The sequence below is a fragment of the Clostridium sp. UBA1056 genome, from assembly GCA_002316385.1.
Classification (GTDB): Bacteria; Bacillota; Clostridia; order Clostridiales; family Clostridiaceae; genus Clostridium_J.
In genome coordinates, this window is record DCDL01000024.1 from 211,657 (window position 1) to 231,002 (window position 19,346).

The 19,346-nt window shown below is 28.3% G+C and carries 23 protein-coding genes; 22 read left to right on the plus strand and 1 reads right to left on the minus strand.

Annotated features, from left to right (window positions below; translation table 11 throughout):
• Positions 1 to 107: 107 nt before the first annotated feature.
• The 19 genes from B3W71_RS08015 (at position 108) to B3W71_RS08105 (ending at position 14,938) form a co-directional block, all read left to right on the plus strand.
• Complete coding sequence (locus B3W71_RS08015; protein WP_346888418.1) at positions 108 to 368, plus strand: hypothetical protein; 261 nt, start codon at positions 108 to 110, stop codon at positions 366 to 368.
• 2 nt (positions 369 to 370) lie between these two features.
• Positions 371 to 565: a hypothetical protein gene (locus B3W71_RS08020; protein ID WP_346888419.1), complete on the plus strand. Its 195-nt coding sequence runs from the start codon at positions 371 to 373 to the stop codon at positions 563 to 565.
• Positions 566 to 819: 254 nt separating this feature from the next.
• Positions 820 to 1,146, plus strand: a complete 327-nt coding sequence (locus B3W71_RS08025) for a hypothetical protein (RefSeq protein ID WP_346888420.1) — start codon at positions 820 to 822, stop codon at positions 1,144 to 1,146.
• A 619-nt stretch (positions 1,147 to 1,765) separates the two neighbouring features.
• Positions 1,766 to 2,119 (plus strand): hypothetical protein, encoded by a 354-nt coding sequence (locus B3W71_RS08030; protein WP_346888421.1) that lies wholly within the window; start codon positions 1,766 to 1,768, stop codon positions 2,117 to 2,119.
• A gap of 85 nt (positions 2,120 to 2,204) precedes the next feature.
• Positions 2,205 to 2,417 carry a hypothetical protein gene (locus B3W71_RS08035; RefSeq protein ID WP_346888422.1) on the plus strand — a complete coding sequence of 71 codons (213 nt, stop codon included), beginning with the start codon at positions 2,205 to 2,207 and terminating at the stop codon, positions 2,415 to 2,417.
• A gap of 315 nt (positions 2,418 to 2,732) precedes the next feature.
• Positions 2,733 to 2,870, plus strand: a complete 138-nt coding sequence (locus tag B3W71_RS08040; protein WP_346888423.1) for a hypothetical protein — start codon at positions 2,733 to 2,735, stop codon at positions 2,868 to 2,870.
• Positions 2,867 to 3,040: a hypothetical protein gene (locus B3W71_RS08045; protein ID WP_346888424.1), complete on the plus strand. Its 174-nt coding sequence runs from the start codon at positions 2,867 to 2,869 to the stop codon at positions 3,038 to 3,040. The genes B3W71_RS08040 and B3W71_RS08045 overlap by 4 nt, the downstream gene beginning before the upstream one ends.
• 210 nt (positions 3,041 to 3,250) lie before the next feature.
• Positions 3,251 to 3,478: a hypothetical protein gene (locus tag B3W71_RS08050; RefSeq protein ID WP_346888425.1), complete on the plus strand. Its 228-nt coding sequence runs from the start codon at positions 3,251 to 3,253 to the stop codon at positions 3,476 to 3,478.
• A 780-nt stretch (positions 3,479 to 4,258) separates the two neighbouring features.
• Positions 4,259 to 5,260, plus strand: a complete 1,002-nt coding sequence (locus B3W71_RS08055) for an alpha/beta hydrolase (RefSeq protein ID WP_346888426.1) — start codon at positions 4,259 to 4,261, stop codon at positions 5,258 to 5,260.
• A gap of 405 nt (positions 5,261 to 5,665) precedes the next feature.
• Complete coding sequence (locus B3W71_RS08060) at positions 5,666 to 6,241, plus strand: HD domain-containing protein (protein WP_346888427.1); 576 nt, start codon at positions 5,666 to 5,668, stop codon at positions 6,239 to 6,241.
• A gap of 156 nt (positions 6,242 to 6,397) precedes the next feature.
• Complete coding sequence (locus tag B3W71_RS08065) at positions 6,398 to 6,553, plus strand: hypothetical protein (RefSeq protein WP_346888428.1); 156 nt, start codon at positions 6,398 to 6,400, stop codon at positions 6,551 to 6,553.
• Between the two features lie 486 nt (positions 6,554 to 7,039).
• Entirely contained in the window at positions 7,040 to 7,603 is a 564-nt protein-coding gene (locus tag B3W71_RS08070) for a GNAT family protein (protein ID WP_346888429.1), read from the plus strand.
• Between the two features lie 299 nt (positions 7,604 to 7,902).
• Positions 7,903 to 8,604: a hypothetical protein gene (locus B3W71_RS08075; RefSeq protein WP_346888430.1), complete on the plus strand. Its 702-nt coding sequence runs from the start codon at positions 7,903 to 7,905 to the stop codon at positions 8,602 to 8,604.
• 449 nt (positions 8,605 to 9,053) lie between these two features.
• On the plus strand, positions 9,054 to 9,548 hold the full coding sequence (locus B3W71_RS08080; protein ID WP_346888431.1) for a pyridoxamine 5'-phosphate oxidase family protein: 495 nt from the start codon (positions 9,054 to 9,056) through the stop codon (positions 9,546 to 9,548).
• A gap of 352 nt (positions 9,549 to 9,900) precedes the next feature.
• Positions 9,901 to 10,323, plus strand: coding sequence for a VOC family protein (locus tag B3W71_RS08085; RefSeq protein ID WP_346888432.1), 423 nt, complete (start codon positions 9,901 to 9,903; stop codon positions 10,321 to 10,323).
• A gap of 190 nt (positions 10,324 to 10,513) precedes the next feature.
• Positions 10,514 to 10,714 carry a hypothetical protein gene (locus B3W71_RS08090; protein WP_346888433.1) on the plus strand — a complete coding sequence of 67 codons (201 nt, stop codon included), beginning with the start codon at positions 10,514 to 10,516 and terminating at the stop codon, positions 10,712 to 10,714.
• Positions 10,715 to 11,137: 423 nt separating this feature from the next.
• Positions 11,138 to 12,322: a M20 family metallopeptidase gene (locus tag B3W71_RS08095; protein WP_346888434.1), complete on the plus strand. Its 1,185-nt coding sequence runs from the start codon at positions 11,138 to 11,140 to the stop codon at positions 12,320 to 12,322.
• Between the two features lie 21 nt (positions 12,323 to 12,343).
• Positions 12,344 to 13,300, plus strand: coding sequence for an RluA family pseudouridine synthase (locus B3W71_RS08100; RefSeq protein WP_346888435.1), 957 nt, complete (start codon positions 12,344 to 12,346; stop codon positions 13,298 to 13,300).
• Positions 13,301 to 13,312: 12 nt separating this feature from the next.
• Positions 13,313 to 14,938 (plus strand): polysaccharide biosynthesis protein, encoded by a 1,626-nt coding sequence (locus B3W71_RS08105; RefSeq protein ID WP_346888436.1) that lies wholly within the window; start codon positions 13,313 to 13,315, stop codon positions 14,936 to 14,938.
• A 66-nt stretch (positions 14,939 to 15,004) separates the two neighbouring features.
• Here B3W71_RS08105 and spoVB read toward each other — a convergent pair whose 3' ends face one another.
• The gene (gene spoVB, locus B3W71_RS08110; RefSeq protein ID WP_346888437.1) at positions 15,005 to 16,507 is read right to left on the minus strand and encodes a stage V sporulation protein B; all 1,503 of its coding nucleotides are present in this window, start codon (positions 16,505 to 16,507) and stop codon (positions 15,005 to 15,007) included.
• A 154-nt stretch (positions 16,508 to 16,661) separates the two neighbouring features.
• Between spoVB and B3W71_RS08115 the strand changes: the two genes are divergently transcribed.
• The 3 genes from B3W71_RS08115 (at position 16,662) to B3W71_RS08125 (ending at position 19,341) form a co-directional block, all read left to right on the plus strand.
• Complete coding sequence (locus tag B3W71_RS08115; protein ID WP_346888438.1) at positions 16,662 to 17,861, plus strand: hypothetical protein; 1,200 nt, start codon at positions 16,662 to 16,664, stop codon at positions 17,859 to 17,861.
• Positions 17,862 to 17,982: 121 nt separating this feature from the next.
• A complete protein-coding gene (locus tag B3W71_RS08120; RefSeq protein ID WP_346888439.1) occupies positions 17,983 to 18,699 on the plus strand; it encodes a zinc dependent phospholipase C family protein in 717 nt (238 codons plus the stop codon).
• A 138-nt stretch (positions 18,700 to 18,837) separates the two neighbouring features.
• A complete protein-coding gene (locus tag B3W71_RS08125) occupies positions 18,838 to 19,341 on the plus strand; it encodes a hypothetical protein (protein ID WP_346888440.1) in 504 nt (167 codons plus the stop codon).
• The last annotated feature ends 5 nt before the right edge of the window (positions 19,342 to 19,346 follow it).

The window sequence follows — 19,346 nt, forward strand, 5'->3', positions numbered from 1 at the left end:
TTGATTACCAAATTTGATATTACAATCATTAGATACCGTACTATTCAAATGATTATGCGGTATTTTTTATACTAAATAAAATCTAAAATTTAAATGAGGTGGTAAAGATGAAAATAAAAGCAATATATTTACCAGACTTAGCTTTTGATTCAAGTAAGCGAGGCTTTAATTTTGTTTATGAGCCTAATATAAAAAGATTTGTAATGGAATCAGATAAAGAAATAAGATATTCGGAAGATAGTGTTTTAGAAGATATAGAATCATGGTTATTGTTTGAGACTAGGTTAATAACAGATGATGATGGTGCAGAATATGGGGAATGTAAACAAATAAGTATAGAAGAGTTTAGAAAGTTAAAAGAGGTGTAGATATGGATAAAAAGTATTATTGGGTAAGTTATGTTTATAAAAATAATATAAATAATGATGTTGGTTTTGAAAATACAGTAACTACAACTCATCCATTTAAAGATGAATTATTTAAAAAATCAGATGGATATGATTACTACAAAATTTTAAATTTTAAAGAAATACTAGAAGAGGAATATGAAATGTTCAAAGAATAATATTGATGATATTAAATGAAGGGAGCGAAATGCATATAAATCATAATTATATTAAATTATAAGCTAGATTGATATATAAATCAAGGGAATATATGGAAAATTTTAAATATACAATAATACAATCGTCAGAAGAGTTATTTGATATGGGAACTGGATATGTGATAGATTTTTCAAATAATTCATTATAAAGATTTATAAAAGTAATTATTGATATTGATGATGGATATAAAGATTATTGTTCAAAAGCTAATAAATTGCGTCAAATATTTGATAAGGAACCTAATTTAAAAGTTGTCCAATTAATAAGTGAGCTACTAAATTATTATGAGAACTATAAATTTAAAAATAATAAATTAACAGAATATGACAAAAAGAAAATTAATGATATAAGAAAAGATATTGAAGAGTTGAGAAAAGAAGATGATTGTAAGGTTATTATAGATGAGGACGTCGATAAATTAATTCAGAAAATATCAACTAGAAATGCACAACTTAATGAAATGGCACTAGATGAGAAATTAAAAGAATTAGGTAATTTAATTGAATATCTATTAAAAAGGGTAAAAAGTTTATCTCGTTAAATTATGAGCATATTTCTTTAGGATTTATTAAAGAAAGTGATGTAAAAGAATTAAGAAATAAAGTCCAATGCTTTAGACATTCATCACAAGAAAGTATTAGAGAAAGAAATGCATATACAGAAAAGCAAAAACAATTTATCGCTGAATATGGAGTTGTAATATGCAATTTAATTTATAATGAATTAAAAAATGATTAAAATATTTTTAAATACCGTACTATTCAGAAATGAATATGCGGTATTTTAGTTTTAACGAGAAAATGACATGGGCTATAATAACATTCCTGAAGAACTTATACAACAATTAGATAATGAACAACTATCTATAAACAAAGCATGCATAACATTGAGAGAATAATTAAAGTCTGAAAAAGAAAAAGCTAATCAGCTAGAACAGTAACTTAAACAAGAGCAATCTAAGCCACCTAAAGTTATTGAAAAAGAAATTGATAATACAGATTATCATAAAATAGATGAATTACAAGATAAAATAAAAAAATATGATAATGAAAGTTAATTTATTAATATTGTATTAGTATCAATATCAGTACTTTTGGTAATAGTAAAAGCAATATTTAATATATAGAAAGAATAGTGAGAATAATTAGGAGGCAATGAGAATGTATAAAAATGACTATTTAGAAAATTATATAAATAACAACAAGAGTAGTAGATATTTGGTAAAGGGATATGACTACACAGTACAAAATAAATTTGATATATTGGTTATCAAAGAGTTAGGGTTTATTTACAGTGAAGAGGGCAAACACGATTTAATGGAATTTAAAGACGAACTTATAAAAGCAAATATAAAAGAATTTTTGTTAATTGAGAAAAGCAGCGGCTTGATGGATATTTTACATGCTCTAAATTCTGTAAATATAAAAATTGTAAACTTGGTAAAGATTGATCATAGAGATAAATGGGAAGATATGCACACAATAAAAGGTATTAAAATGGAAGTAGAATCATAAAATAAAAAAGCTATATAAAATATAATAACTAAAGGATAACTATTCCAGTTATCCTTTTTACATATAAAACCCGGAGGTAATTATTATGTGTAAATGCAATATAGAATTAGAAAGGATTTATGGAATTAGACAAGGTAACAATCAAAATAGCAAGTCAAATAATTTGACTTCCGAAGAACTTTGTAAAAATGTAGGGTTAACAAAACAACAAATAAATAATTATTTTCAATTAAATGACCTTATTCCAGAATTACAATCCTTAGTAGAGTCAGGTAGTATGAAAGCACTGACTTTATGAGTATTTCAAGGAAATCCGAAAAACCTAGAGGAGGAGAAGGTTTTAAGAATTCTGAAAACCTTAATAGTGTCGTTACACAAACATTTGGGGAACGTGGAGGATTGATTATTATCGATTCGTTAAGCTTGTCGACATTACCTCTGTGAACGTTTAGAGGGGGTACGCAAAGTTTACATATCAGGTTATCGTACTAAATACGAGTACCTAAAGTATAATTGGCAAGGGTGAGAAAGATTTCACACAAGTATAGGGAGAGTATCAGATAAAATAGCACAAGACTTAGACTTAGGTAGTAAACAGATAGGAGGTGCGTACATGTACAACGAAACTGAAATGTGTGAATGGGATGCAATCAGTGATATATTTTCAAAAGCGATAGATAAGCAAAACATGAGTAAAAGTGATGTTGAAAAAATGATAACTGAAACTAAAAATGAGGTGCGAAAAAGATGAATGTTTGTACTTTAAGAAATGATAAAGTAGCATTGAAAGCCCTTCTAATGAAAAATGTGAAAATATATACTCAAGGAAGAGTATTGATAAGCAAAGATGATGAGTGGAGAGAAGAAACAGAATGGGATACTCTGTACGAAGAAATTTCAGATAGAAGTATTGATATGTAGGTACTATCATTTTATCCTAATATAGGAAAAAATAGGATAGTTTAATACGCTTCGAAATGTGCGACAAAATACATTGCAGTATTTATTTTAATTATAACTGTTTTGAAATAGTCAAAGGATTACTAAGTGGTTAATTACTATCTTTATTAATATTATCTAATTTTAAGCATACAATTTAATATAATATTTGTGCGTAGGAGATTAATGTATATGTATGAAGTAAAGGAGATTCTTTATTTATTAAAATTATTTTTAATTACAGGTTTAGTTGCATGTCCAGTAATGGTACTAATTAAGAAGAATGAAATAGCTAAAAAGACAGCAAAGGAAAACATTGAAAGAGATAGAGTAAATAAAGAAAGAAAACTAAAAGAAGAATTTTTACAATCTCAAATTGATGTTAATAATAGTATTTTAGAAAAAATAAAGGCTGGGTAAATTATCCTAGTCTTTTTATTATTTTAAGATTAAATGTCACGATAGATATATTTCCACTCAAAACCACTAGTATTATTTTAAGATGTAGAAAATGTCGCTATTTTATAATACAACTCATAAAGTTTTATTCAACACCACACCTGTGATTTTGAATCTTAGATTTTAAGTGTAGTAATGGTCGGTAATTTATCTTTTAATATATATGAAATGGAATTTAATTGCAATGAAATTTATGAATATATGTAAATAAATTATGAAATGGCAGTAAAATTATTTAACATAGTGGTATTGAGTGAAAAATATATACTATTTAAGATATAATACCGACTAAAACTACATTTTCAAATTCAATGTCACGACATTTGCTACATTATAAAATTAAAACTCCATGTCACAATGGTATTGAATTAAATCATGACATTTACTACATTTTTATGATTACTACAAAAAAATGAAAGAGGGGCATCGATTAATCACCCCTATGAAGATAATAAACAAAATAGTGGCTACTATATCACCTTATAGTAACTACTATTATAGGTATTCTAAACTATAAATATTTTAACATACTTTGAATTATATGTAGATGGGGATATGTTCTTTGAAAATTAAATAGTACGGTATATTAAACAAAACATCGTACAAGATAGATAAAATATTATGTATAATATTGGAATATATGCTATAATCTTAATTAGCATTATTATACAATTATTTTAAGAAGTAATATTAATAATACCAGCTAAAAATAGATTATATTATTTTTAGGGAGGCTAGTAAATGAGTGTAAATGGAAGAAGGTACAAAAGAAAATCTAAAAAAGGATTTAAAAGAGGCATATTTCTAGTATTAATTTTTATAGCTTTTATCTCGCTAATGGGTGTATCTTATGAAAAAATTGGAGAATATAAGGATTCTAAGAAGTATCCTCCAGTAGGGGAAATGGTTAATGTAAATAATCATAGAATCAATGTATTTACCAAAGGAGAAGGGAATGTAACTGTAGTTTTTATTGGAGGATTAAATGAGCCAAGTGCTTATGCAGATTTATATCCTCTTTATAATGTAATATCAAATCATGCTAAAATAGCTGTTTATGATAAACGGGGACATGGATTGAGTGAAATAACAGATGTTTCAAGGGATATTGATTCGATTGTAGACGAAGTACATACAGCTCTTTTAGAATCGGGGCAAAAGCCACCATATATATTAGTTGGACATTCGTTAGCATCATTAACATCAATAAGATTTGCACAAAAATATAGAGATGAAGTTTCAGGGGTTGTGTTAATTGATGGGGGTAGTCCAGAATATTATTCTGAAAATAAATTAGGAATAAGTAGTAGTTCAGAATTTAAATATCAGATGCTAAAATCATCAGGAGTTGATAGATTAGCAATTTATCATACAAGCTATTTTTCAAAAATTATATCAGGAGCAAATAATCTTGAATTATTGCCTGATGATTTAAAACAGTTGTATAAGTCGATGACTCTTAAAACTATGTATAATAAGAATATTATAGATGAAAGTAACATGGCAAGCGATAGTGCAAAAATAGTATTAGATAACGGAAAATTAGGAGATATTCCGCTTAGAATATTTACTGCTGAAAGTAATACTTCAGCAATTTCTGAATGGGAAGATAGTCAAATAGCCTTGAAGGAGTGGTCTACAGATAGTAAGCAAATAGTAGTAAAGAATTCAAGACATGCTATACATCAATTCGAGCCTGATGTTATAAATGATGAAATAATGAAATTAATAAAGAAGCATTAGTAATTAAAATAATAAATGGAAATACCGTACTATTCAAAATGAATATACGGTATTTTTTTACGTCATAATCAACCTACATTAAGAAATAACCAAGGGTGTAGGAGGATCCTACATCATTATATAATTTGTTCTTTGAAAACTGAATAGTACGATATTAAAAGATAAAAGTTATCTCAAGTATATTGAAGAGTAGCTCAAAAAGTGGTAAATATGATAAACTTACTCTGTTGACTAAGTCATAGTTGCGATATATTGCGAAGCAATCGCTAATTATATTTGCCTATTGAAAACTTAATAATGTAGTATAATCGGGATTCATAATTTACATTATTGTAGGTGTAGTATTCTTGCTTATGCTATACTAAAACAAGATAATTTGATAATGTAATCAGAGGGGTGGAGAAAATGAACACAAAAAAATTCATAGAAATTATGTCTGTTGCAGAAAAATTAAAGAATAATACAAGACACTCATGGACTTCTTCTAATCGTCATGAAAGTGTAGCAGAGCACAGTTGGAGATTATCTTTAATGGCATACTTGGTGAAGGATGAATTTCCTGATGTTGATATTAACAAAGTAATACTAATGTGTATTTGCCATGACTTAGGTGAAGCAATTACAGGTGATATACCTTCATTTAACAAAACTGAAAGCGATGAAATTATAGAAAATAGAGAAGTTCATCAGTTGCTTTGCAATCTGCCAGAACCATATAAAATGGAACTTTCTATGCTATTTTTAGAAATGTATGAACAAAAAACTATTGAATCTAAGATTTATAAGGCACTTGATAAGATGGAGGCACTAATACAGCATAATGAGGCTGAGATATCAACATGGATTCCTCTTGAGTATGAAGTAAATCTGACATATGGAGAAAAAGAGGTGGAGTTTTCAAAATATATGAAAGAATTAAAACAAACTATATATGAGGATTCTATAAATAAAATACAGCGTTCAAAAGAATCAGTATCATAAAAACGCAATCTTCTTAAATGATGAAATCAATATACAATTAAATAATTTATTCATAATCCTGTATTATTCAACGAGAATATGTGGTATTTTTTATTATGACAATATAAATAGGTAATTCATGGTTTAAATAAGATCCAAATTTTAGGGGAGAATAAAGTGATTATAAATTTAGAAGAAATGAGACAAGAAGATTTAATGCTAGAAATGACATTGCGAAACGAAAGAGATTATGAAGAGTTCTTAAAGAGAAATAACTTATCAAAGAGTTGGAATACCTGGGACATGTTTGCTGAAGAGAAGTGGGGATATTAAACAAGTAGCGGTGCAAACTTACACCACAATTAAAAAATAGGGATAGTTGTTCTAGATAGGGATTTTGACTGGAATTGGAAGAAAAATATAATAACTTTAAAGGATAAAGAAAATGAAGCTTCTATAAAAGTAAGAAGAGTCAGGGAGGACGAAGAAAGTTTAGACGAGCTATACATAAATAACTATATGCTAACAATTTTATAGCTCCTCCCCAAAAATGAAAGAGGGATGTCGACTAATCACCACTGAGATAAAAGAAATAGTGATACTATATCACCTTATAGTAACTACTATAATAGGTATTCTAACCCGTGAGTATTTTACCATAGTTTGAATTATATGCAAACAGGAATATGCTCTTTAAAAATTGAATAGTACGGTATTAGTAATATATATGTAAATTATGAAAACTTTAGTGTATAATTGTATCAAATTGTGGGTTAATTACTCATTGACTAACATATAAATGGGGATTTGGAGGTAACAATGAATAAGATAGGGCAAGTATGGGAAAAGTGTGGATTTATATTAAGGCTAGCACGTACAGAAGAGGCTGAAGAATATTTCTCGCAGAATTTCAATCCTTTAGATGTAGAGGTAGCACGTCTTACGGGATGCAAAGAAGTATTTACATACGATGAAGTAGTCAATTTCTTTAAGCAATGTATAGAGTCATATGACCGTTATGATTTTCTAATTATTTCACCTGATGGACGTATTATTGGAGAAAGTGTAATCAACAAAATCGACTGGGATACACGAAGTGCAAATTTTCGTATTTGTATTTTCAACTCAAATGAACGTGGTAAAGGAATCGGCTCTTGGGCTATAAAAAAGACAAGAGATTTTGCATTTGAAAAATTAAAACTTCATCGACTGGAGTTAGATGTATTCTCATTCAATCTTCATGCAGAAAAGGCTTATCTTGCGGCTGGCTTCAAACGTGAAGGCGTACTACGTGATGCTATCTGGAATGGAAAAGAATTTGCTGATGATATTTTAATGGCAATTCTAGAGGATGAATGGAAACAAATAAAAAATAACGAATAAATTCCAATTTGTATTAAAGATTAGATAGAAGGTTACAGAAATAATTTTTAATATTATGAAGATAAAAATAAGTTATTTATTAAGATACCGTACTATTCAAATGAATATGCGGTATTTTTTATGTTGTGATTCAAATAAATAATAAAATAAGCAAGGGTGTAGGATAACCCTACATCATTATACAAGTTGTTCTTTGAAAATTGAATAGTACGGTATTTAAAATAACATGTAAATTATAGTTAATATGGTATATAATTGAATTAAGTAAGCTAAATAGTAATTTATAACGGAGGGATAAGATGGGTAAAAAAAGCTTAACTTTAGAGCAAAAGAAGCTAGATGCTGATATATGGATTATTACATTAATAACATTGAGTTCATTTATATTATATATGCTGTTTGGAAATCAAATGGTTAATTATATAAAGGATTCTAATAATTCTATTGTCCTACGTTTGTTACTTAATACAGGTGTTCAATTTGGTATAGCTGGATTAGGAATTACAGTAGTATGTATTTTTAGAAAGGAACGATTTTCTGATTTTGGATTAGTAAAAACAAATACAATTAAATCTACTTTAGTTTCAATTATCTGTTTTATTCCATACTTAATGTATATTATTATATCAGGACAATATACAGGTTATCACCCGCTCAGCATTATTATTACAAAGGATGTATTAGAAAGTGGTATTCCAATCAATATTTTAGGAATGGCATTGATTTTTATAGTGTGGGGATTTTTTGAAGGATTTAATTATGTTGTTATTAGCGATAAATTAAACAGTATATATCCACCTAAAAGTAAGTGGTTTAATGTAGGTGCTATTGCTTGTGCTGGGGTATGTATTTTATTTCATCCCCTTAGCATATCTTTTTGGGGTATTATTGAAATAATCACTACATTCATAGCTATTTACGGTATGCTTATAGTAAAAAGAGAAACTAATAATGCATGGGGATGTGTATTTGTATTTTGCTTCATTTGGAACGCTTTCTAAATTCAAATTTTGTAGGGAAGATTAAATCAATTTTAAGAGAACAATTTCTTATTTAACGACTAAACTATAAAATCGAATAACATTTCGGACCACTGTACTATTCAGAAGTGAATATACGGTAGTTTTTATTTTTACGAATTGTGAAATAATAAATTAACCAAGTATAAGAATAACTATTCATCTGTAGTTCTTTGAAAACTGAATAGTGCGGTGTTTACAAAATGGGCTATAATTAATTCTTAAGTAAAAATTATTTTTATAAAGCATATAACATATAGAATTTGACTCTCTTATTTAGAAATGATATTATTAAAAATAAAAGAAGAATAAAAACTACCACCGGATAGGGGTGCTATAAGCATTCATGTGGACATCATTAGGTCATAGAAGATGTACATATGGATGCTTGTTTTTTACAACAGCAATAAGTTTTATGAAGGAGAAAAATTATGTTTAGAGAAATGCGTAGAAAAAATCAGTTACTTACAGAGAGAGAAACAATTAAGATATTAGAAAAAGGTACGTCAGGTGTATTGGCAGTATTAGGTGATGAGGATTATCCTTATGCAGTTCCACTTAGTTATATTTATTGCGATTCCAAAATATATTTTCATGGAGCTAAGTTTGGTCATAAGATAGATGCCATAACAAAGTGTGAAAAAGCATCTTTCTGTGTAATAGATGAAGATAATGTCATATCAGAAGAATATACAACTTACTTTAGAAGTGCAATTGCATTTGGAAAGATAAGAGTTATTGAGAACGAAACAGAGAAAAGAAATGCAATTGAAAAGTTAGCAGCAAAGTATACTCCAGAAGATGAAGAAGGCCGTCTAAAAGAAATTGAAGGAACATACAAAGCACTTTGCATGATTGAACTAGATATTGAACATATGTCAGGAAAAGAAGCAATTGAGTTAGTACGAGCAAATAGTAAATTTTAACTTATAAAATATAAATGTAGATTGTCAATTCCACTTAAGTATAAAGCAATATTTAAATAGATTAAAAATAAGCAATCTTAAACCGTGAACTCTTAGATAAATTTCAATTTTAAAAATAAATATAAAATGATATATTAAAACACCGTATTATTCAAAAATGAATATGCGGTATTTTTTTACGTCGTAATCCAAGTATATTGAGAAATAGCCAAGGGTGTATGATAACCCCACATCATTATATAGTTTGTTCTTTGAAAATTAAATAGTACAGTGTTGGGAAATACATGGAATATATAGAATGTTTCATATATAATTATTTTATATTATGAAGAAAAGGTTAGGTGGTAAGAGAATGATACAATCTGTTATTCATATAGCTTTAGTAGTTAAAGATTATGATGAAGCTATTGAGTTTTACACAAAGAAACTTTATTTTACGTTAATTGAAGATACATACCAACCAGAGCAAGATAAACGGTGGGTAGTAATAGCACCTCCAGGTTCATCTGGAACTACAATATTACTTGCAAAGGCTTCAAAACCAGAACAAATATCTTTTGTTGGAAATCAAGCAGGAGGAAGAGTTTTTCTATTCCTTGGTACAGATGACTTTTGGAGAGATTATAATGATATGATAGCGAAAGAAATTGAATTTATTAGAGATCCAAAAGAACAATCGTATGGTATTGTTGCAGTATTTAAAGATTTATATGGGAACTTGTGGGATTTAGTTCAATTTAAAGAAAGTCACCAAATGTCTGGACGAGTGAAATAGATTAAACCTAATAAGAGCTTGTTACACAAATTTCTTTTTTAACGTCACAACAATAAAAAACCGAATAATTATTTTGAACACCGTACTATTCAGAAATGAATATGCGGTATTTTTAGTTTTATAATCAACTAAAACTAGAGATACCTGAAAATGAAAACAGAAAAGATTTTAGTTTTAGTGAAAAGATGAAATGGCTGAAGAGTTAAAGAAAGAATATAGTAAAATCGCTAAAGAGAATATGAGCGATGGCGTGAAAGGTATGGAGTTTGATAAAGTATTTATGATTAATGCTAATGATATGATAAGTATGGGATACAAAGGAAATTATTATAAAACATTTGTTATGAGTAACCATTCAGTTATTCATAGTAATTGTGAAATGCATACATAAAAATAACAACATCGTTTTGGAAAATAATTACAAATATTCTAAATGTTTTTATGTTCTTATACCCTTAACATATCGGTATTAATAGGTTTAAGTCTCCTAGAGGATTAGTATTTTTATATGATTTATATTAAGCGCGAAATATATTTACATAATAATTATCTTTGAAAATTTAATAGTACAATATTTGAAGATATGTTATTTTAATTGAACTTAATAAATATATGATAAAGAATACAAAGAGATTATATTTAACGATTTATCCTTATAATTAACATGTATTTTACTAGAATGTTGAAATATAATATTTTCTGTTATATAATGGTTTGAAGTACAATATAGTTAAGAGTTTATATAGACTTTAAGTCTATTATTTTTTTGTGTATTTGTATATAATATATAATTATTAGTTTAAGGAGGTTTATGATGAACTTTATCCATGAAGCTAAAGAAATAAGTAAAGAGTTAGTTCAAATCAGAAGAGAATTTCATGAAAATCCAGAATTAGATTTTGATTTATATAAAACGTCTAATAAAATAAAAAAATTTTTAGAGGATGAAAATATAGAATTTCATGATTGTGCAGGTACAGGTATCGTAGCTATTATATATGGTAAATGTAATGAAGGAAATGGAAAAACTATAGCAATTAGATGCGATATGGATGCCTTACCTTTAGAAGAAAAGAATAATCACTCTTATATATCTAAAACTATTGGAAAAATGCATGCATGTGGTCATGATGCTCATATGACTATGGTTTTAGGAGCTGCTAAACTTTTAAATAAATGCAAGGATGAATTAAAAGGTAATATAAAATTTATCTTTGAACCAGCAGAGGAAACTACTGGCGGTGCTAGAATTATGATTGAGGAAGGAGTTTTAGAGAATCCTCATGTAAATGCTATTATTGGGTGTCATGTAGATGAAAGCTTAGATGTAGGCACCATTGGAATAAAAAAAGGTGTTGCCTATGCTGCTTCTAACCCTTTCACTATAAACATATATGGTAAAGGAGCTCATGGTGCAAGTCCTCATAAAGGAATAGATCCAATAACAATATCGGCTCAAGTGATAAATTCTTTACAATTATTAGTTAGTAGGGAAATTAATCCTGTATCTCCGAGAGTAATAACTATAGGTTCTATAAATGGTGGTACTGCGGCAAATATTATACCAGATAAGGTTACTGTAACTGGTATAATTAGGACTATGAATTTAGAAGATAGAGAATATATAAAAAATAGATTAAGAGAAGTTGTAACTTTACAAGTAGAAAGTTTAAAAGGAACCTGTGAAATTATTATAGATGAAAGTTATCCATGTTTATATAATGATGAGAATATATACAATCTATTTTATGATAATAGCATTGAACTATTAGGAAAAAATAAAGTTAAAATATTAAGTGAGCCTACTATGGGTGTTGAAAGTTTTGCGTATTTTTCTCTTAAAGTTCCCTCTATGTTTTATCAATTAGGATGTGGAAATCATGAAAAGGGAATAATCTATCCACTTCATAGCAGTAAATTTGATATTGATGAGGAATGCTTACAAGTAGGCGTAGCAGTCCACTGTGATATGGCTATGAATTATCTTAATAAACTATAAAAGAAATTTTAGGAGGACAATATGAAAACTATACAAATAGGAGCAAATGAATCAGGTCAAAGATGTGATAAATTTCTTAGAAAGTTACTTAAGGATGTACCTTTAAGTGCCATATATAAGGCATTTAGAAAAGGTGATATTAGAGTAAATGGGAAAAAAATCAAAGAACAATATGTTTTAGAAGAAGGAGACACTATAGAGATAAGATATATTAGAACTAGTGGAGAAAAAAAGAATTTTCAAAGAATAGATAATAATCTTAAAATTACATACGAAGATGAAAACATACTTATGGTAGAAAAGTGGCCTAATTTATTAGTTCATAGTGATACAAAGGATGGTGAGCCAACTTTAACAGACTATGTGTTATCATACTTATATGATAAAGGTGATTATGAACCAGAAAAAGAGGTGACTTTTACTCCTGCTCCGTGCAATAGACTAGATAGAAATACCTCAGGTGTTGTTATATTTGGGAAAAACTTTAAATATTTAAAAGCGTTAAATGAGGCTATTAGAGAAAGAAGTATTGAAAAATATTATATGGCTCTTGTACAAGGGAGAATAAAGGATGGAATTCATACAGGATATATTTTGAAAAATGAAGATGCAAATATATCTAAGGTATATGAAACTAAAGTTCCGAACAGTAAGGAAATTGCCATGGAAGTTAAAACAATTCAAAGCTGTGGTACTTTTTCACTAATAGAAATTAATTTACTTACTGGAAGAAGTCATCAATTAAGAGCCCATTTATCAGAATTAGGAAATCCTATAGTTGGAGATTCTAAATATGGAGATAAGAAACTGAACAGCTTCTTTATAAACAGATATGGATTAGATTATCAATTCTTATATGCATTTAAAGTAATATTTAAATCTAATTCAGATGAACTTGAATATATGAAAAATAAAACTATAGCAGAATCTTTACCACCAGTACTAAAGAAGATAAAGAATGATGTGTTTAAGTTTTAATGGAGGGGTAATATGAATGACAGAACTGAGGGGGCTCAGCACTCTGTAGCTAAAGGCTTTATGGTACTCACCATATCTATGATGTCTGTAAAGGTGTTATCCGTAATTTATACACCTTTGCTAAGACAGATTTTAGGTGCAACAGGGTGGGGAGTATATTCTTCTACATATACAATTTTTACTTATATATACACTATAGCTAATGCAGGTATACCTGTAGCCATTGCAAAGTTAGTATCAGAACTTGAAGCTAAGGGAAACTACAGAGATGCAGTAAAAACCTTTAGGGCATCTAGAACTTTGCTTATACTATTAGGACTTGTCCTATCTGTATTTATGTTTTTATGGTCTGAACCTTTAAGCATGATTTTTAATAGTCCTGAATCAATATTAGCTACTAGATGGCTTGCACCAGCACTATTATTTACATCACTAATGAGTGCATATAAAGGATATTTTCAAGGAATAGGAAATATGACTACCACTGCAGTATCTCAAGTAGGGGAACAAATTCTAAATATAATATTCAGTTTATTATTTGCATATCTACTTATGGGAAGAGGGGTATCTTATGGAGCAGCTGGAGGTACTATAGGTACAGTAGTAGGTGCTGTTGGAGCATCTTTATACTTTGTATTAGTATATAAAAGACATTCATCTAATCACATTCATAAAAAGAACGAACCTGGAGTTAATAGACTAAGCAATAGACGTATTGTTAAATCCATACTAAAGTATGCATTTCCAATAACCATAGCTTCTGCACTGCAAAACTCTGGAACTCTAGTAGACTTAAAAATTGTAAAGTCCAGGCTTTTATCTACAGGATTAACTCAAAAAATAGTAGATACCCAATGGGGTTATTTAACTCTCTACAATACTCTTATATCAATTCCTATGGCTATGATTGGCGCTTTAGCTATTGCTCTAGTTCCTGCTATATCAAGGGTTCATGCTTTAGACAATAAGAAAGGTCTTAGGTTTAATATTAAATCTTCCTATAGAGTTGCTTTTATGATAGCTATACCTTGCGCTGTGGGATTAGGAGTTTTATCAATGCCTATTTTAAGAATCCTTGGCTATGATAAAGAAGTAGCACCACTATTGATATGGGGATCTTGGGTTTTAGTCCTATATGCTATCACTTTAGTTCAAACTTCTATTTTACAGGGAATGGGTAAGGTAAACATAGTAACTATATTTTCTGTAGTTGGAATTTTAGCAAAAATTGTTGTGAACTATGTACTAGTAGCAATGCCTTCTTTTGGAATTTTGGGAGCTATTTGGGGTAATGCAGCTTGTTATTTAATAATGCTTTTATTATTCCAATGGCAAATAAATGATTCTATAGACGGAAGAATACAATTAACACCTTGTTTCATAAAACCATTAATAGCTGGTTTATGTATGGGTATAATAACCTTTTTTTCATATAAAATATTTAATGGAATTTTCGGATTAATTTTTAGTGGATATATATTAAACTTGCTTGCATCAGTAGTAAGTATAGCTTTATCTGCTGGAGCATATGGTATAGTACTATTACTCATAGGTGGAGTAAAAAAATCTGATTTAAATTCTCTACCAAATAAAATTACAAAACTTATACCTAAAAAAATATATAGAAAATTAAAGTAGTGATTAAAATATGAAAATATAGAATTTATTATAAAAATAAGAACCACTCAAAAGTGGTTCTTATTTTTATGAACTTCTACGTATTAAAAAACTTGATAAGAAGAATAAAGAAAATGCAATTCCAATGATAGCTATAACTTTTGGAATAATAAAGACATTGTTAATTGTTGAATTTATGATTGTTGCCACTAAGTATATAAGTACTGTTAATAATGTTATTATTACTATTTCTCCAATAGGAAAAGATAGCTCTATTACTTGTCCAATATAATATAGATTTATTAAAAGACCTATTATAGAGGTAGCAATTAAGGAAATTCCATACCCATAAATATTAATACTTGGAATAGATATAAGTATAAATATTAGAACTAGCTCAATTAAAGCTGTTGCAATGGAGCTTATAAGTATAACCTTTTGTTTTCCTATACCATTTAAAATACTATAAGTACAATAGTGACAATACATAAATGGAGCTGCAAGAGATGCTATTTTTATATAGCTACCTAAGTCATTTCTATCAAATAATATTTCACCTAATGAATTAGGACATACAAAGCAAATAATTATTGTAGATACTCCTAGCATGAAGCAGATTTTAATAACTTCATTGACTCTAGAATTTATATTAGAAAAATCCTTTTGACTGATCTTCTTGGATATATCCGGAATTATTACAGTAGATAATGAATTAACTATAACTAATGGAAAATATACAATAGCAAGAGCCATACCATTAAATTTACCAATTATCTCTAGAGCACCTATATAATCAAATCCGGCAACAAGAAGTCTTCTTGGAACTAACAGTGTAGATACACTTTGTAGTGCTGTAGTTAAAAATCCATTTATGGCTAGTGGGACAGCAATAATTAATATGTTGAATAACAACTGAAAGCTATTATCTGTTCTTACACTGTTAGTATAGGGAATCTTTTTATTACTTCTTCTATAAAAAATATATAAAAATATAAAGCTTATTACTTCACCAATGGTGAATGAAAAATAAGTCGCTGCAACTGTGTTTTCAATGGTTTTAAGAGAGAAGTAGTAAATTATTCCTACCAACAAAACCATTCTAACAGCTTTTTCTAATATATCTATAACTGAAGGCTTAATTACCTCACTTACTCCATAGAAGTAGCCTTTATATACACAGGATATAGCAATAAAAATAATAGCTGGTGAAGCTATCCATAAGGATTTAATTGCTCTAGGATCTTTAATTATATAGTTACAAATTAGTGGAGTAAGTATAAACATAATACCTGCTATAAAAATTGACCAAAGCACTATAAAAACCAAGGAAGCATTAACAGTTTTATGTAAATCTTCATATCTATGTGTGCCTAGATAAGCAGAAGTTTCCTTTGAAATTGCAGCAATTATTCCTCCGCATACTAAGCAACAAAACAAATCATATATAGGCATTATCAAGCCATAAAGTCCAACACCTTCTGGACCTAACTGTCTTGAGAGTATAATCGAAAACATAAACCTCAATACCCCCATAGCTAAATTAGAAAGAGTTAACACAAACGTATCTCTATAAAAAGTATCTTTCCCCATATTTATTACCTCCAATTAATATAATAATACTTATGAGGATAAATTGAGGATTATTCTCTAACCATATATTTTTATCATTTATTTAACTAAATGTAATTTAATGAAAATTATCTAAATATACATTAGTGTAAATCAATATTTAAGTGGAGGAGCTATGAAAAAAATAATAGGGTGGGTTCTATTAATAATAGTAGCCATTAGTTCTTTATTAATAGTAAAAGATAAAAGTGAAATATATGATATAGACGTTAAGAATTCAGAAATTGAGATGAAGATTAAATATAAGGGATTAAAAAATGCCATAGACTTTACTACGAATGACAAAGGGTTATATGTTGCATTTAAAAACAAAATAATGGCTATTCCATCAGCAGGAGAGCCATATACATTGATTGAAGATAAAAATTTAAATATTACTGCCTTGGAAAGTAGTGGGGATAAATTGTATTTTGTTACTGATAATACTATAATGAGTTTAGATGTTAATAATAAAAAATTAGAAGAATGTTTAACTAATATACCCAATAATGGTGATTATAGACAAGTATTAATAAAAGGATATAAGCAATACTTATATATTTCAATTGGAGCTGCAACTAATTCAGGAGTTGTCGGAAGTGATAACCAATGGGTGGATAAAAATCCAGTAGGTCATGATATATCTCCTTATGATATAATTGTAAATAAAAATGAAAATGGAGGCTTTGTACCAAAGGGAACCTTCAATGAAGATAATGAGATTATAAAGAGAGAAACTATAGGTAACTCATCCATTATAATTTATAATACTAATACTAAAGCTATTGAAACCTATGCATGGGGAATAAGAAATGTAGAAGGAATGGACATAACTGATGATGGAAGAATATTTGCTACTGTGGGAGGATATGAAAATAGAGGTCTAAGGCCAGTAGAAAATGATAGTGATTACATTTATGAGATAAAAAAAGATTATTGGTATGGTTTTCCAGACTTTTCTGGCGGTGATCCCCTAGATTCTCCAAGATTTCAAGGGGAATCTAGTCTGAAGAATGCTTCAATATTAAAAAAACATCCTATGTTACCGCCAGCTCCAGCTTATCAATACAGTGATGTAAATAGCTTAAAATGGCTAGTGATTGATGATAAAGGGAAAATAAATGGAAAAAACTCATTGCAACTATATTTTTATGATTGCAATAAGAATAATATAATGTTCAGTGCACCAAATGGAGTTGCAAGTGAATTGATAACATTAAAGGATAATTGTAATGTATCGAATATGAAAGTTTTTAATGATGAATTATATATTTTAGATGGTAACCATGGATTTTTATTTACGATAGCTATTAAAGACAAAATTTTAATAAATTAGTGTTCCCAATAAATACTACGACAAATATGATAAATAATAAAATAATATGATTAAATTGGAGTATAATAATGTATAGATATATTATTATTTTATTATTCTTAAAGAATCGTAGGTGTATTACATGAAGAGAATGGAAAGAACTTACAACAAAACAATGACAGCGGTTATAAGAGTTGCAAATCCTATTAAAAAGAAGATAAAAAAGACTGAATGCATTGTCCATAAATTTATAAATAAAGAAGCTATCAGACTATTAAAGAAAGAAGGATATATCGAAGAATATAACTTCTTTATGAAGCATATTTTAGATCTAAATAGAGGTGTAAAGTGGGCTGATTCAGACTTGAAAAGTACAAATCATTTCTATCATTATGAAAAAGGAATTGGGCTATATGGATTTTCTAACGCAAAGGTAGAATGTGTAAAGTACTATAAAGCATCCATATTCTACGGTATTAATTCTGATATGAATAAAGCAATATTTCTTTTAGGTGCAGCATGTCATTTAGTACAAGATTCCACAGTGCCAGCCCATGCTATGAAAAACTTAAAAAAACATAAGCCCTTGGAAAGTTTCATAATAGATAAGGTTCTTAATGGATATAAAATTTCTTTCAATGAGCACGTTATTAGCTATGGAACTCCTGAAAAGTATGTAATTGAAAATACAAAGTTTGCTGTGGCAACTGCTAGATCATTCGAAAATATAAGAGTCAAACATGATAGATTTAATGAAATTTCAGAAATCATATTACTTAGAGCCTGCAATACTACTGCAGGAATACTTCTTGATTTTTATAATACAATGAAAGCTATGGAATCACCATTTGAAGATTAATCAAAATCTCATTATAAGAGCTACCAATCGGCGTATTTGGTAGTTCTTTTTATTCTTATTAAATAAATATTAAATCGTAAAGGAATTTGCATAAATACAAAGAATAGTATCATTAACATGAAAATATGGAGGTGTGGCATGGAGAACTTATTTGTAAATTTAGAAAAGGAAGTCTTTAGAGGTAATGTATTAGATATTACCTATGAAAGCGAGGGAATAATATATAAAGCTAATAAGTATTATGATAATTTTATAGATGTAGATTATTTAGAAAACACTCTTTCCAAAGAGTGTGATAATGAAGGATATTATGATAGTTGTATATTATTTTTTTCTTTAAATAAAATTAAATCCTATAGACAAAAGTTAAAGCTTTTTGATAATATATATAAATTAATGCGAAAAAATGGGTATGTTTATATTTGGGATGTAGAAAAGGAGCCCTTGAAAACTTCACAAAAAAATATAAAAGTTTCATTACCTGATAAAAGCATGAAAGATGTTCAAATAAATTTGCTTGATATATTGGCAGATAATACTTCATCAAAAATTATAGACGGGCTAAAAGATTATTTTGATATTGTAGAAATAATATCTTCAAATGGTACTTTTAGAATTGTAGGCAGAAAGAAAGGATGTTAATAAAA

Coding starts and splice junctions, on each gene's coding strand:
- B3W71_RS08015 (WP_346888418.1), top strand. CDS start 108: ATGAAAATAAAAGCAATATATTTACCAGACTTAGCTTTTGATTCAAGT.
- B3W71_RS08020 (WP_346888419.1), top strand. CDS start 371: ATGGATAAAAAGTATTATTGGGTAAGTTATGTTTATAAAAATAATATA.
- B3W71_RS08030 (WP_346888421.1), top strand. CDS start 1,766: ATGTATAAAAATGACTATTTAGAAAATTATATAAATAACAACAAGAGT.
- B3W71_RS08035 (WP_346888422.1), top strand. CDS start 2,205: ATGTGTAAATGCAATATAGAATTAGAAAGGATTTATGGAATTAGACAA.
- B3W71_RS08040 (WP_346888423.1), top strand. CDS start 2,733: ATGTACAACGAAACTGAAATGTGTGAATGGGATGCAATCAGTGATATA.
- B3W71_RS08045 (WP_346888424.1), top strand. CDS start 2,867: ATGAATGTTTGTACTTTAAGAAATGATAAAGTAGCATTGAAAGCCCTT.
- B3W71_RS08050 (WP_346888425.1), top strand. CDS start 3,251: ATGTATGAAGTAAAGGAGATTCTTTATTTATTAAAATTATTTTTAATT.
- B3W71_RS08055 (WP_346888426.1), top strand. CDS start 4,259: ATGAGTGTAAATGGAAGAAGGTACAAAAGAAAATCTAAAAAAGGATTT.
- B3W71_RS08060 (WP_346888427.1), top strand. CDS start 5,666: ATGAACACAAAAAAATTCATAGAAATTATGTCTGTTGCAGAAAAATTA.
- B3W71_RS08070 (WP_346888429.1), top strand. CDS start 7,040: ATGAATAAGATAGGGCAAGTATGGGAAAAGTGTGGATTTATATTAAGG.
- B3W71_RS08075 (WP_346888430.1), top strand. CDS start 7,903: ATGGGTAAAAAAAGCTTAACTTTAGAGCAAAAGAAGCTAGATGCTGAT.
- B3W71_RS08080 (WP_346888431.1), top strand. CDS start 9,054: ATGTTTAGAGAAATGCGTAGAAAAAATCAGTTACTTACAGAGAGAGAA.
- B3W71_RS08085 (WP_346888432.1), top strand. CDS start 9,901: ATGATACAATCTGTTATTCATATAGCTTTAGTAGTTAAAGATTATGAT.
- B3W71_RS08090 (WP_346888433.1), top strand. CDS start 10,514: ATGGCTGAAGAGTTAAAGAAAGAATATAGTAAAATCGCTAAAGAGAAT.
- B3W71_RS08095 (WP_346888434.1), top strand. CDS start 11,138: ATGAACTTTATCCATGAAGCTAAAGAAATAAGTAAAGAGTTAGTTCAA.
- B3W71_RS08100 (WP_346888435.1), top strand. CDS start 12,344: ATGAAAACTATACAAATAGGAGCAAATGAATCAGGTCAAAGATGTGAT.
- B3W71_RS08105 (WP_346888436.1), top strand. CDS start 13,313: ATGAATGACAGAACTGAGGGGGCTCAGCACTCTGTAGCTAAAGGCTTT.
- spoVB (WP_346888437.1), bottom strand. CDS start 16,507: ATGGGGAAAGATACTTTTTATAGAGATACGTTTGTGTTAACTCTTTCT.
- B3W71_RS08115 (WP_346888438.1), top strand. CDS start 16,662: ATGAAAAAAATAATAGGGTGGGTTCTATTAATAATAGTAGCCATTAGT.
- B3W71_RS08120 (WP_346888439.1), top strand. CDS start 17,983: ATGAAGAGAATGGAAAGAACTTACAACAAAACAATGACAGCGGTTATA.
- B3W71_RS08125 (WP_346888440.1), top strand. CDS start 18,838: ATGGAGAACTTATTTGTAAATTTAGAAAAGGAAGTCTTTAGAGGTAAT.